The sequence below is a fragment of the Kitasatospora putterlickiae genome, from assembly GCF_039527695.1.
Classification (GTDB): Bacteria; Actinomycetota; Actinomycetes; order Streptomycetales; family Streptomycetaceae; genus Kitasatospora; species Kitasatospora putterlickiae.
Window position 1 is genome coordinate 1 of the sequence record NZ_BAAAKJ010000396.1, and the last position, 13,557, is coordinate 13,557.

Annotated in this window: 12 protein-coding genes; 6 read left to right on the forward strand and 6 right to left on the reverse strand. The window is 71.7% G+C overall.

The window, feature by feature from the left end:
- Both ABD308_RS33980 and ABD308_RS33985 read left to right on the forward strand, forming a co-directional pair.
- The coding region (locus ABD308_RS33980) for a PP2C family protein-serine/threonine phosphatase (protein ID WP_344343619.1) at positions 1–1,298 on the forward strand (1,298 nt) is incomplete at its 5' end.
- Positions 1,299–1,365: 67 nt separating this feature from the next.
- On the forward strand, positions 1,366–1,641 hold the full coding sequence (locus ABD308_RS33985) for a hypothetical protein (protein ID WP_344343621.1): 276 nt from the start codon (positions 1,366–1,368) through the stop codon (positions 1,639–1,641).
- Positions 1,642–2,232: 591 nt separating this feature from the next.
- Here the strand turns inward: ABD308_RS33985 and ABD308_RS33990 are convergent.
- On the reverse strand, positions 2,233–3,693 hold the full coding sequence (locus ABD308_RS33990; protein ID WP_344343623.1) for a serine/threonine-protein kinase: 1,461 nt from the start codon (positions 3,691–3,693) through the stop codon (positions 2,233–2,235).
- A 190-nt stretch (positions 3,694–3,883) separates the two neighbouring features.
- Between ABD308_RS33990 and ABD308_RS33995 the strand changes: the two genes are divergently transcribed.
- Together ABD308_RS33995 and ABD308_RS34000 are read left to right on the forward strand one after the other, a co-directional pair.
- Positions 3,884–4,288, forward strand: a complete 405-nt coding sequence (locus ABD308_RS33995) for a hypothetical protein (RefSeq protein WP_344343625.1) — start codon at positions 3,884–3,886, stop codon at positions 4,286–4,288.
- Positions 4,289–4,623: 335 nt separating this feature from the next.
- The gene (locus tag ABD308_RS34000; protein ID WP_344343627.1) at positions 4,624–6,387 is read left to right on the forward strand and encodes an SIR2 family protein; all 1,764 of its coding nucleotides are present in this window, start codon (positions 4,624–4,626) and stop codon (positions 6,385–6,387) included.
- On the opposite strand, the gene ABD308_RS34005 is transcribed toward ABD308_RS34000, so the two are convergent.
- The 4 genes from ABD308_RS34005 to ABD308_RS34020 are packed head-to-tail and all read right to left on the reverse strand — an operon-like array spanning position 6,292 to position 11,432.
- Entirely contained in the window at positions 6,292–7,599 is a 1,308-nt protein-coding gene (locus ABD308_RS34005) for a hypothetical protein (RefSeq protein ID WP_344343629.1), read from the reverse strand. The genes ABD308_RS34000 and ABD308_RS34005 overlap by 96 nt on opposite strands.
- Positions 7,593–8,384 carry an AAA family ATPase gene (locus ABD308_RS34010; RefSeq protein ID WP_344343631.1) on the reverse strand — a complete coding sequence of 264 codons (792 nt, stop codon included), beginning with the start codon at positions 8,382–8,384 and terminating at the stop codon, positions 7,593–7,595. The genes ABD308_RS34005 and ABD308_RS34010 overlap by 7 nt, the downstream gene beginning before the upstream one ends.
- The gene (locus tag ABD308_RS34015; RefSeq protein WP_425554920.1) at positions 8,381–10,069 is read right to left on the reverse strand and encodes a Mu transposase C-terminal domain-containing protein; all 1,689 of its coding nucleotides are present in this window, start codon (positions 10,067–10,069) and stop codon (positions 8,381–8,383) included. The genes ABD308_RS34010 and ABD308_RS34015 overlap by 4 nt, the downstream gene beginning before the upstream one ends.
- A 7-nt stretch (positions 10,070–10,076) precedes the next feature.
- On the reverse strand, positions 10,077–11,432 hold the full coding sequence (locus tag ABD308_RS34020) for a replication-relaxation family protein (RefSeq protein ID WP_344343635.1): 1,356 nt from the start codon (positions 11,430–11,432) through the stop codon (positions 10,077–10,079).
- A 576-nt stretch (positions 11,433–12,008) separates the two neighbouring features.
- On the opposite strand from ABD308_RS34020, the gene ABD308_RS34025 reads away from it, so the two are divergent.
- Positions 12,009–12,500 (forward strand): hypothetical protein, encoded by a 492-nt coding sequence (locus ABD308_RS34025; RefSeq protein ID WP_344343636.1) that lies wholly within the window; start codon positions 12,009–12,011, stop codon positions 12,498–12,500.
- 46 nt (positions 12,501–12,546) lie between these two features.
- Positions 12,547–13,008, forward strand: coding sequence for an Imm1 family immunity protein (locus ABD308_RS34030; protein ID WP_344343638.1), 462 nt, complete (start codon positions 12,547–12,549; stop codon positions 13,006–13,008).
- 177 nt (positions 13,009–13,185) lie between these two features.
- Here the strand turns inward: ABD308_RS34030 and ABD308_RS34035 are convergent.
- Positions 13,186–13,557 (reverse strand): hypothetical protein (locus ABD308_RS34035; RefSeq protein ID WP_344343640.1); only part of this gene is annotated, 372 nt, incomplete at its 5' end.

Sequence of the window (13,557 nt, forward strand, 5' to 3'; positions counted from 1 at the left end):
AACTGCTGGACGTCGTCGTCCCGCCGTTCTGCGACCTCGCCACCGTCGACCTCTACACCGCACTGCTCTCCGGCGAGACCGTGCCCAGCGCCGGCCGGCTCGGCGACAACGTGCTCACCGACGACAGCGGCGAACTGCGCCGGGTCGCCGTCTCCAGCATCATCGGCAGTGGCTTCTCGGTCCTCACCTCGGTCACCGGCCTGCCCATCGCCGAGGTCGGCGGCACCTTCTGCTACCCGCGCCGCTCCCCGCACGCGCGAGCGCTGCGCACCGGCCGCAGCGTCGTCCCCGAGCCCGGCCCCGACCCGCTGCTGCGCTCCACCCTGATCGTCCCGCTGGTCGCCCGCGACCAGATCCTCGGCCTGGTCCAGCTCTCCCGGACGATCGGCAGCGAGCCCTTCGACGCCCGCGACGTCGCCATCGCCGAGGAACTCGTCGCCCGCGCCGCCGTCTGCATCGACAACGCCCGGCTCTACCGCCGCGAGCACGAACGCACACTCGCCTTGCAACGCAGCCTGCTGCCGACCGAGATGACAACTGCCGTTGGCCTGGAAATCGCCCGGCGATACCTGCCGAGCAACAACAACACCGAGGTCGGCGGCGACTGGTTCGACGTCATCCCGCTGCCCGGCAACCGCACCGCCCTGGTCATCGGCGACGTCATGGGCCGAGGCCTGCGCGCCGCGACCGTAATGGGCCAGCTGAGGACGGTGCTGAGAACTCTGGCGATGCTTGATCTCAGCCCCAGCGCCGTACTGACCGCATTGGACGACACTGTATGTGCCATGGCTGGTGACAGCCCTCAGGACGAGGTGTACCTGGCGACCTGCCTCTATGCCGTGTACGACGCCGTCACCAAGCACTGCATGTTTGCCAACGCTGGCCACCTCCCGCCCGTGCTACTCAGCCCCGGCTTGTCTGCCCGGATGCTGGACGTACCGCCTAACCCACCGCTGGGTGTCGGTGGCGAGCCCTTCGAGGAGGTCGAGCTGACCCTCCCGGGCGGCGCCGTGCTCGGCCTTTTCACCGACGGCCTGGTGGAGTCCCGTAAACACCACATCGACGAGGGGCTGCGCACCCTGCGCACCGCACTCTCCGCCGAGGGCATGGGCCTGGAGCGGCTCTGCGACCACGTGCTCGGCGAGCTCAGCCCGCACCACGGCGAGGACGACATCGCCCTGCTGATGGCCAGGACCCAGCCGCCAACCGAGACACCGGCACCACCCCCGACTCAATCCCGTCTCCGGCTCTCCAGGCTCTCAGCAGAGCAACCCGGCAGCAACCGCGGCACGCTGTAGCGGTGCTGAGGTTGCAACGGGGAGGGCTGCCCCAACTGGGTCCGGTGGCCGCGCAACTCTCATGCATTTGGTCATCGCCAAAACCGGCGCCGGTCACCAGGTCGAGGTGCCGGACGCGTGCGGCATGATCTGTTCGTCTCGGACGCGCGGTGAGACAGAGCTGGACGTGGCGCGGATCTGGGCGGCGGGCGGGAGCCTGGCTGCGCTGGCGCGGGCGGCTGTCGGCGGCTACGCCATCGGGGCCTGGCCCTCAGATCTTCGGGCTGCGGCCAGGGTCCCGACCGGGGAGCAGAGCGCGCTCGACCCGGAGCGCCGGGCAACGCCGGAGGAGATCGGCCCGTGAGATGGTGCCATACCTGGCCAATCACCTGGCAGCGCATCCACACCACAGCCCGGCTGTGGTGGCTGGACACCGACGGCCTGGTCCACTGGCCCTCCTGCCCGAGGACTACCGCCAGCCCCAACTTGTCATCGTGGATGGGGCGCACCAAATCCAAGGCGGACACAACCTGGCCAACCTGATGATCCAACGGCGCAACATCCGGGAGGACCTGGTGCGGCATCTGGAACCGTCGGCCAGCGAGTTGAAGTGCTCCAAGCGGCGGCGCGGGGTCGAGCCAGCGCTGACTTTCGCCCGGGACTCCAGTTGTTCGTGGTATTCACCCATCACTGCGTCGTCGACCCTGGGCAGGGAGTGGTCCGGTGTGAACGTCCTGCTGGCCACCGCAGAGCAGCAGGTCGGTAGCGACTTGGCGGGGCCGGCGGGGCTGCGTGCTGGGTGGGTGCGCGGGCAACGACGTTGTCCGGCGCCGCTGCCGCCGGAGCGCTTCCCGGGCCGTCGCGGGTTCTGATCCCGCGCGGTGCCGTACGGTCCGTAGTCATGGAGCGGACCGTACGGCCTGTTCCCGGGTATAGCGACCTGGGGACACCCTGGTTATCGCCAGGTTCCTGGGGGGCGCTCCGGCATGGTGCTGGGGTGCGTCAGCTGTCCAGCGGCTGCGTTGGCCAGCCCCTCGGTCCACCTGTCGATGAAGGCGTCGAGGTCGCTGATGCCCACCTCGGTGAAGGGCCATGCCACCTGGTGCACGCCCATCCCGGGCCGCAGTGCGGCCCCGGCTTCCGGACCGGGCGGGAGAGAGAACGGCTCAATCGCCGGTGCCACCCGGATCAAGAGCGGGCTCGTCATGAAGGCCGTCTCGTACCAGTGGTACTCGCCCTCGGTCTGGGCGTCGCAGTACCAAAGGGAGTGGGTCCGGCCCTGGTAGCCCCCGTAGCTGGCGTCGCACTCCAGCGAGATCGTGGCGTAAGCGATGACGTCGAACCGCGGTGCCGCTCCCCGCCACATCGCAGGATCGGTGTCGTGTACGGCGGACATCTTGAGCCGGCCTCGGTTAAGGGTCACCGCCCACCCTCCCTGAGGTCCCCTCGTGACGTTGGCCGAGGGCGCAGCGTCCGTGACGGTGTCCAGGACCATCTCGGCGATCCGGGTCATCGCGTTCTTGGCCGCTCGGAACAGGTCCTTGCGTCGTTCGGTCTCAGTCCGGTGCTGCGACTCCTGGCGGGCGCTCTCGGCCTGGCGAGCGGCCTCGTCACGGTTGGCCTGTGCCAGGGCGGCGAGTCCACCGGTGCTCGGAGCCTGCTGAATCCGGTTCAGTCGGGCGTCCAGGTTGGCCGGGGTGGGGCGCGCCTGCGGCGCCTTGTTGAGGCACTCCTCGACCAGGGCCGCCATGGCGGCGGGGACGCCGGCCAGTGCGGGCGGGTCGGCGTGCAGGTGCTGGTTGCGGAAGTCCGGGCCGGTGAACGGCAGGGTGCCCGCGATCAGCTGGTAGGCGATGACGCCCAGGGAGTAGACGTCGGAGGCGATGGTGGCGCGTTCCTGCCGCCAGCGCTCCGGGGGGATGTACCCCTCGGTCCCGGCGAACTTCCAGGTGTTGGCGGCGGTCGTGGCGTCGGCGAAGCGGGCCAGACCGAAGTCGGCGAGGCACCACGCTCCGTCGAGGAGCAAGATGTTGGCGGGCTTGAGGTCCCGGTGCACGATGTCGCCGTCCAGATCGGCCAGGGCTGCGGCGATGTCGCGCAGGATCTGGACGACCTCGTCGAGCGGCAGTGTCCCGCCGGCTTCGGCCAGGTGCTGGCTCAGCGACTTGTCCGCCCGCGGCATGACGATCGCCCAGTGGCCGTCGTGCTCGCCGTGGTCGAGGACCGGGACAACGTTGCGGGTGGCGGTGTTGACGAATTCGAGCTCACGCTCATGGCCGGGTTCCTTGGGGACCAGCTTCACCACGGCCTGGCGGCCGTTCTCTCCGGTGGCCTCGAAGACCTTCCCGAACCCGCTCGGATCGCCGATCCGTGTACCGAGCTCCCAGACCTGCCCCAGAACCGCCTGCTCTGCCACGCCTCGCCCCACCTGATTCCGTCGCCGTTGTGGACGTCTGCCCCCATGATGCCGCAACGGTCCGACAGACCGGCCCGACCGCAGCACCCGGCCGCCAACCCGTCCGGCCCGGCAGTCCGAACCCACCGGGGTCTGGAGTCCGGACGAGGAGAGCAGCGAGGCGTACGAGGCGGCGTACGAGAAGGCGTCGGTGACGATCGGCGACCGCCGGCTACACCCGCGAGACCTGGACGCCTACGCCACCATCGCCTACGAGATCGCCGGCCTCCACCAGGACGAGGACGAGGACGGCTTCGACGACGAGGACCAGGACGACGAGGTGCCCAGCGAGCTGGACGCCGCGCTGGAGTGGGCCCGCGCCGGGGTGTGCGTCCTCCAGCAGTCCCTGCCCTGGCCGTTCACCGACGTCCTGCTCTACAGCGAACTCGACAACCGGCCCGCCCACCGCATCCTCTACTGCTACGCCGACCTGCTACGCCACCGCGACCCGAAGGCGGCTGCGGCGTGGTTCACCGCGCTGGTCTACCTCAACCCGAACGACAACCTCGGCGCCCGCTTCATCGCCCCGGACGGCCCCCGGGACTCCCGGTTCTGAGCAGGGCGGAAGGCCGCCATCCCGCGCACCGGGTGGCGGCCTTCCGCGTATTCGGGCGGGCGTCCTGTCTGCGGCCGCTCCCGGGGCGCTCGTGAGCCCGGCGCGGGCCTGGCAGTTGCAGGGCCTCGCGCATGGAGCCGGGCCTGGCCGGTGGGCTGGCCACCGGTGCCACAAAAACGTTATCGTCATAAAGACGATAATGCGCTAGGCTCATGCTCCACACCGGAACACCGGCCAACGCATGACGCCACCACCTTTCCGCGAGGAGCCCCATGGAAACCGCCCCCTCACCGGATCACACTGCGGCCGGGCTGACCGTGGCACCCGGGCCCTCCATGGACCCGAAGCTCGCGATGGCGCTGAACGTCCACAACTGCCCTGGGGTGTACGCGCTGATGCTCGGCTCGGGCATCTCGATCGCATCCGGGGTGAAGACCGGCTGGGGCATCGTCGTGGACCTGGTCGCCAAGGTCGCCGCGGTCCACGAACCTGACGACCCGCAGGCCGGCGTGCGGGCCGCCGCCGCGCCCGAGACGTGGTGGGAGGAGACCTTCGGGGAGCCGCTGGGCTACTCGACCCTGCTGGAACACGCCGCGCCCACCCCCGCCGCCCGGCAGGCGCTGCTCGCCGGCTACTTCGTCCCCGAGGACGGCGAGGAGGCCACCGACAAGGCCCCGACCGCGGCCCACCGGGCCATCGCCCGCATGGTCAAGCGCGGCAGCTTCCGGGTCATCCTGACCACCAACTTCGACCGCCTCATGGAACGCGCTCTGGCCGAGGTCGGCATCTTCCCCCAGGTCGTCAACCGCCCCGACCAGATCGACGCCATCAAGCCCCTCGCCCACAGCCAGGTCACCATCGTCAAGCTCCACGGCGACTACGCCGACCTCGACCAGCGCAACACCCCCACCGAACTGGAGACCTACCCCGAGGCGCAGCAGAAGCTGCTGGAGCGGGTGCTGGACGAGTACGGGCTGGTCGTGTGCGGGTGGTCGGCGGACTGGGACAAGGCCCTGGTGCGTGCCGTGGAGGGTGCCCGGTCCCGGCGGTACCCGATGTTCTGGTCGACCTACGGCGCCCTCGGCACCGCCGCTCAGCGGCTCACGGTGCAGCACGGTGCTGGCGTCATCTCCGGGCTCGACGCGGACGAGCTGTTCACCGATCTGGAGAAGCGCCTGGAGGCGCTGGACCGCATGTCCGCACCGCCCATCAGCCGGGACATGGCCGTCGCGCAGCTGAAGAAGGCTCTGCCCGACCCGCTGCGGCGGATCGACCTGTTCGATCTCGTGCAGCAGCACACCCTGCAGGTCGTCGATGCGACGGCCGACCAGCCGGTGCTCGGCGACAACGACGCGTTCGCGCGGGCCGTCGAAGGCTACCGGGCCGACACGGACACCCTGCTACACCTCCTGGCCGCCGGCGTCTTCCACGACGACGGTACGCACGACGCCCTCTGGCTGCGTACCGCCGGCAGGCTCGCCACGACGCGCAGCACCTCCCCCGGGAGCTACCAGGACCACTTCGAGAAGCTGCGTCACTACCCCGCCCTGCTCGCCACCTGGACCATGGGCATCGCAGCCGTCCTCGCCCACCGCGAGGAGTTCATCACCGACCTGCTGACCAAGCCCGTCTGGACATCGCCGACCGACAGCCGCCGGCGTGAGGAGCCGAGCTGGTACCTCAACCCGTGGAACGTGTTGTACGGCGACAGCATCCACTTCGTCAGCCACCTTGAGGACGGCGGAAGGTTCAGGTACCCCTACAGCCGGCTGCTCAACGCGGCCGCCCGCGAGCCGCTGCGCGCGGTCGAACCCGACAACCGCACGTTCGAGGCCGCGAGCGCCCGCTTCCAGTTCCTCGCCTCGCTCATCGGCATGGACGCCAGCCACGACTGGCACCGCAACCCCTGGCCCGGCGAGTTCCTCCTCGACCACTGGTGGGGCTACGACGACGGCACCGGGCTCGCCGCCGAGATCCAGCAGGAGATCACCACCGACTGGCCTCTACTGCGCGCCGGGGCCTTCGCCGGCGACGTCGAGCGGGCCAACGCCGCATTCACCGCCCTCACGAACTGGCGGGCAAAGCACCCGCAATGGTGACGAGCACCTGCTCCCGAGGCGGGCACTGACCGAATGGGGCTCGCCCTCCATGGGGGTCCGGAAACGGCTATCTGCGTCGGGTGGGTGGGGGCGGGCAGCCTTGCATGATCTCAGGGCCCGCAGCCCAGGGGTAGCGGTAGTGGGCGTTGCTGAAGGGCCAGATCGTGCGCTGGTCCTGCGGTTTGGGGGCGGGGCGGCCCGAACGGGGACGGGGCTTGGGTGGCTGGGGTGGGCGCAGTTTGCAGGTGTCGGCGAGGTCGAACAGGTGGGGCAGGGAGTTGCCGGTGAAGGGGGCGTCGAACAGGGGGTGTCGCCGGCTTCGGCGATGGCGTGCTGGTAGGCAGCGGCGAGGAGCAGGGGGCGTGCCCAGGGCGGTACGGGGTGGGTGAGGCAGCCGAAGCGCAGGCCGTCCGTGTCGTGGAGGGCGATGGTGGCCGCGCCGTCGGAGAGGTCGCTTGGGCGGGCGGTGTGGAGCTGGGCGTCGGACGCGGCGGTGAAGACCGCGGTGGCGAGTTGGGCCGCGAGATGGGGGTGGGCGGTCGCGGTGTGGAGGCGGCGGGCGACTTCGGTGGCGGTGGCGGGGGGCATCTGGGGCGGGTGGAAGCCGCGGTCGTGGGCGAGCGGCGGGGTGCAGCAGCAGCGGCGCTGGATGCCGTCGCCGGAGGAGTAGGTGGTCAGGGCGGGCAGGTTGAGCCAGCGGTCGTGCATCGGGGTAGGGCGGGGCGGGCGGCTGCGCGGGAGATCGGTGTCGTGGGTGCCGGGGAGGCGGGCGGCCGCGTCGGCGAGGCGGTGCTCCACGTGGCGCAGGGCCTGTTCGAGGGCGGGGGTGGGGCGTCGGCGGTGGCAGACCAGGACCAGGTGGACGCCGGTGCGCTCGCGCAGGGTGATCAGGTCGTGGATGCGACGGCGGCCGAGCAGATGGGCGCGCAGCACGGTGAGGTGGGTGATGGGGGTGGCGAGGGTCCAGGCGGCGGCCATCGCCCAGGGCGGCTCGGGGTCGAGTCTGGGGTAGCCGGTGACGGGGACGGGTTTGCCGAGGGCGGCGAGGATGTCGTAGGCGAGGCAGATCGTGGAGTCGGTGCCGATGGTGGGGTGGACGGTGGCCCGGCCTGTGGTGGGGTTGTGGGATGCCTGGGCGGCGCGGGTGTGGGGCAGGTCGTCGTGGGGGTCGAGGACGACGGTGATGGGCGGCGGGTCGGGGCAGGTCAGCACGGTGCGCCTGCCTGTCGTCGGCCGAGTTTGCTGTAGGCCCAGCGCACCAGGTCCTCGTCCACCTCGGCGCGCCCGGACTCCTTCATGCCGGCGGCCAGGTGGTGGGTGATCTTCGCCCAGGCCCGGAAGTTGCCGTGGGCTGCCTCGCGGTCGCACAGGGCGATCAGCTCCGGGTCGGCGTCGGCCCAGATCGGGTGGAAGGCCGGGATGGTCGCCAGGACCTCCTCCAGCGTCAGGGGGTCGATCTCCTGCCAGCAGTAGACCCTCGACTCGAGCATCGGCTCGCTCTGCAGCATCTCGAAGCAGCCGTTGCCGCCGGTGAAGACGATCGTCAGGTCGGTGCCGATGTCGTCCCACAGGTAGCGCAGGTACTCGAAGCACAGCTTCGACAGCCACTGGGCCTCGTCGCACACCAGCACCCTGGTCTCCTCGAGCGCCCCGCGCAGCATGCGGTCGAACTCGATCGCATGGGACGGCGGGCGGCCCGGGAGCCCCAGGGCGTAGAACAGTTCGTGGCGCAGGTCCCGGGTCGAGGGGCGGGCCCGGAACTGGATGCGGTGGGTGATCTGCGGGGCGAGGTCGCGCAGCGAGGCGTTCACCGCGAACGACTTCCCGTGCCCGGCCCTGCCGTAGATGCAGATCATCGCCCTGGCCTCGATCGCGGCGCGGATGTTCTCCCGCACCGCCAACAGGGCCCGGGTGCCGACCACCTGGGCGCCGCGCAGGCGCATGTAGTGGTCCTCTCGTTCGGCCGGCAGCCGGCCCAGTCGGTCCGCGGTCGTCACACGCGTCCTCCCTCTTCTTCTGCTTCTTCTTCGTCGGCCCCGTCCAGGGCACCCCCGCCGTCCGGGGCGTCTGCCGCCCCGGGCGCCGACGGCCCGGCATCCGTACTGGCGCCGGGTGCTACCGGGCGGGAGCGGCGGATCGGGCGGGCCCACGAGGCGGGTGCCTCGCGCGGTGGGATCAGGTCCGGCAGAGCCCGCTTCGCCAGAGCGCTCCCGGGCCCGGCGGCCGCGGCGAGTTGTTCCTCGGCCTCGGTTGCGGTCAGCGCCGCCAGCGGCTCGGGCCGGCCCGGCCCGGTGACCGCGCCGTAGCGGCGCTGGCGGTCCGCGGAGGCCAGCGCCCGCACCATCGTGCGCCGCTGGGCGTCCTTGGCCCGGCGCAGCGCGGCCCGCTGGGCCGCGGTGGCGGCGTTCGCGAGGTGGGCCGGTCCGAGGTGGGCGCCGGTGGTGGCGTCGAACACCTCGATCTCGTGGTCGTGGTGCGGGACGAACCGCACCCGTACCCGGGTGCCGTCCATGCCGTGCATCCACGGGCCGACGTAGTAGCGCCCGCGCCAGTACACGCCCTTCGTGGACAGGACCTTGTCGCCTCCCGCGTCCTCGAGGGTGAAGGAGCGCAGCAGGGCGGGCGGGACGTCCTCGATCGGAGTGGGGTCGTCCTGCCACGCCTGGAGCGGTGTGCGGCCTCCGAGCGGCTTGGGGCGGTGCTCGGTGTTCCACCACCGCACCCAGTCCAGGAGCCGCGCGGTGAACTCCGCGAACGACAGCAGGCCGTCCAGGTCGCCGCGCCGCGGGCGCGGCCCGGTCGTGGCGGCGGGCGCGTGGAGGTATCCGGGCTGGGCGACCAGGAACATGTCGACGACGCAGTGGTTGAGGTTCTCCACCGTGCCCTTCAGCTCCGGCCTGCGCGCGGGCAGGTCCTGTACCGGGACCGCGAGCGCACCCAGCGCCCGGGTCACCGTGACGCACAGGAACTCCTTGCCGCGGTCGACCCGCACCAGTTCCGGCAGCCCTCCGATCAGCCCGTACGGGCCACCCGGCTCGTCCCGCGACAAGGCGATCCGCAACGCCGCCAGCACCGCGTCCCGGGAGGGCTGGTGCGGGGTGACGGCCGCACCCGTGATCGCGTTCCTCGCGCAGTCGATGAACCACGTCACCCACGGGCGCACCGCCCGCCCGTCCAACTCGACCTCGACGGGCAGATGCTTGTGATCACCCTCCCAGCACGCGTTGCGCCACTTCACCGGACGGGCCAGATGCACATCGTGCGCGCGCCTGGCCCTCTCGCCGCCCTTGAGCGCGGCGCGTTGGCCTGCGTTCAGATCCCGGCGCACCGCGCGCTGGAACGTCGCCAGCGACGGAACAGCCACTCCCCCACCGCTCCCGGTGCCTGCGGCCGGCTCCCCGCCGGCTCCCCCGTCCACGGAGTCGTCCGCCGACGCACGGGCCTGCGCGAGAAGCTCCCGGTGGACCGCCGCCGCGTTCCCGCACCACAACGCCAACCGCGCATGGACCTCGTCCGTGACCGTGAACCGCGGGCGCGACCTGCGCGCCGTCCGGCCCTCCTCGCGTGCCGTCTGCAGCCACCGCTGCACCGTCCGCACCGACCGGCCTGCCGAGGAAGCCGCAAGGCGCACATGCCCGGGCGTCAGAACACCGCGCTCCTCCAGGGCCAGGAGCCGGAACACCACCTGCTCACGCACCACCGGCGCCGGATCGCCGGACCGTGCCGCGTTGCTCCCGCCACCGCCGGCCGCCATCCATGCCCTCCCGCCCGTCCGGCAGACCCGGCAACCACCGGACCCGCGCCTCGTCCGTCCATGAAGACAGCGAACGCACCGCGATGACGCCCGAAACCGCATACCGATGACACCCGGCAGGACTATCTGGTACAAGCCGGACATGCCATCGGCGCAAAGGAAGCCGCACCAACCTGACCAGGAAGAACGTCATCCCGATGACGCCGAAAGCTGCACAAAACTGACGCACGACCAGCCGCCACCGCCACTGAGCAGTAGAAACACCTCCGCACCCCGCGACAGAAGACCACCACATCTGACGACAAATAAGCCCACCTTCACACCGGGTGCCCTGGTCCAGGACGAACAGGACCGGCGGGCGGACGGCGCGGCGGTGCCGGTAGCCGTAGGCGGGTTCGGGGACGTTGTAGCGGACCTCGACCTCCAGGCGCTCCTGGCCGCCGTCGTGGACGGTGCGGTCGAAGTACCGCTTGTAGTTGTCGAGCTTGCCCGCGACCTTGCGGATGTCGGTCATGGTGCCCCGGTCCAGCTCCAGGAAGGCCACCGGGATGCCGAGCTCGGGCAGGCGGACGACGGCGTCGGGGATGACGTTGAACTTGCCGGTGATGGTGTGAGGCGTCTCGGTGGCCCAGGCCTCGATGCCGCCGGGCAGCGGGCCGGAGGGCAGGGCACGGCGCGGGGGCGCCTGGCGCTTGTCGGTGCGGGGCGGGGCGCCGTGGGTGGTGGTGCCGGTGACGGCGGTGATGATGAGCTCGTTGACGAGCATGGCGTGCGGGGCGCCGGTGAGGCCGGCTCCGCGGGCGTGGCCGCCCATGTCGCGGTCGTCGCCGAGGGCTTCGGCGGCGGCCAGGCCGAGCGGGGTGAGGCCGACGATCTTCTCCGCGCCGGGCCCGCCCGGCTTCGGCTTCGCGGCCCCCTCGCCTCCCCTGGTTCCTCCGGCTCCTCCGGCGGCCGGGGCGGCCGTGGGCGCCGTCTTGGGAGCGGGGCGGCGGCCCGGCGGCGAGGTGGTGCCGCGGACGTCGACCAGCTTGTGCTTCTCCAGGTCCCGGACAGCTTCGGCCACGTGCTCCACGCGGTGGTGGGCGCGGTACTCGTCGGCGGCGATCAGGGCGTGCAACTGCTTGTAGGTGGCGACCTTCAGCACGCCCAGCGCGGCGAGGACGTCGGCGCGCAGCGGGGCGGTGCTGCCGTTGGGGTTGCGGGCGGAGCGGCGGAAGTGCACCCGGCCGGGCCGGGCCGGCTGTTCGCCCTCGTGCCGCTCGCCCTGGCCGTCGTCCTGGTCATGGTCCATGCCCTGCCCCCGCGCTGTCGGTCGTTCGTGGTGGTGATCTTCTCTGCTGTACCGCACACCACCGACACCGGGGCCGACCCGCCCGCCTGGCTCGCCTGCCGCCCGGGCGCCCGCCCCACCGCGCGCCGACCACCGGGAGGCGCCCGGCCACCCGGCCGGGGAAAGGGGGAGGCCCCAGCGGCAATGGAGCGGGGGGCAGCACTGGACCCGGCGGTGAACCCGAACCCGACCTACCCAACTGCACCACCAACCACCAACAGCTCAAAGAAGGGAAGGGAGAGGGTTGTCGGCAACCCTGGTCGGCCCGAATCCTGGGGCTGAGCTGTGGAAATGTCGAAAGGTCGGCGAACGCTTCCCCCCGGGGCATCACCCGGGGACGGCCCCGGGGAGACACCCGGGGAACTCCAGCGGGCTCTTTCGCCTCGCCGGGCCCGTAGACGCGCGCCGTGACGGCGGCTGAGGCTCTGATCGGACCCTACCCCAGGCCGGCCTTCGGCACGCCGGATCGGCCGGCCGCACGCGGCCCGGTCGGCGGCGCGCGGTGACGAACGTGGGCCCGGCGGCGTTGGAGCGGGGGTGAGCAGCACTTCCACTCCCCGCCCTCGACGCGGTGGCGCCGGGTTGGGGCCCGGCGTCGCCGGCCGGGCCTTCACCGTCGTCGGCCGGGCGCCGCGGTCCCCGCTTCCCTGGTCGCAGGAATCGGTCGACGATGGACTGCAGAGCGCGCTGGCCGACCATCAGCAGTTGGTGGCCGGCCAGTGGGCGGAGGCGTTCGAGGACCTGGACGAAGACGTCCTCGGCGAGGTCGCCCAGGAGGCCCGCCAGGACGGGCAGGACCCGGCCAGGGCCGTCGACGTCTTCGTGCGGAGTCTGGTGCGGCAGCTGGAGGACTGGAAGCGGGCCGACGCCGTGCTGGCGAAGGCGCTGGACGAGGCGGCGCTCGGGCGGGCGTTGCCGGTGTGGGCGGCCGACGCCCTGGCCGCCGAGCAGGGCCGGCTGTGGGGCGCGCGGCAGGCGCTGCTGGAGGCTGTTGCCCGTCACCACCACGGCGGCCCCGCGCCCTGGTGACCCGGCGGCGGCCCCGCACCTTGATGGTCGGCCCTAGGGTGACGGAATGTCGCTACGTGCTGAAGTCCGATACAGGCGGGACCGGATCGAGATACCCGACCATCTCGACTCCCTCGAGGACGTCGACGTCCTGATCGACGAGCTCCTCGCGGGCCCGGTGAACGAGAACCTGGCCCAGATCATCCATCTGGACCGGGAAGTGATCGTCCTCGGGGACCCCGGCCGTCCTGGGACGGAGATTCCGGATCACCAGCTCCAGGTCGGAGTGGACAAGGAACTCCAGGTGGGGGTTCTTCTCTTCATCGACCGCAGCGGGAACGTCGTGACAGCGGGCCCCGCAGATTCGAGGAACGCCCCCGAGTACTACCTCGCCGGACACTGGACCCAGTTCCGGGACCAGGTGGAGATCCCCCTCGGCCTCGTCCGGGAGGCCGTGAAGGAGTTCCTGTCGTCAGGAGGACAACGCCCCACCTGCGTTACCTGGAAGAACCAGTACCTGGACGATTAACGCACCACCATGCTCTGAGCTGCGAGAACACGACGACACTACTCGGGCGGGCGTTGCCGGTGTGGGCGGCCGACGCCCTGGCCGCCGAGCAGGGCCGGCTGTGGGGCGCGCGGCAGGCCCTGCTGGAGGCTGTTGCCCGGCACCACCACGGTGGCCCCGCGCCTTGGTGAGGCCGGGTCAGCGGGCGGAGGCCGCCCCGGTTTGGTGGGCGAGCAGGATGGCGTCGAGCGCCAGGTCCGCGGTGGGGAGGGTCCTGGGCTGGGATGAGGTGTCGATGAGGAGCCGGCCGCCTTGTTGGTAGAGGCAGGCGATCCAGCCGGCCTGTCCCCACGGCCCGTCGGGCAGGGGCGCGGTCCAGCCGATCGGTGTGCTGTCGAGGCGCAGCTGGAGGACGCCCCGGGCGTCGGGGGTGAGCCAGGAGCCGAGTTCCCAGCCGGGGCCGAAGGTGGGGTCGAGGTCGTCGAGGAGGTCGGGGAAGTCGAAGCGGCGCTCGGGGTCGGTGCAGGCCTCCCGCCGGGCCTGCTCCGCCGCCTCGGCTGCGGCGGGGGC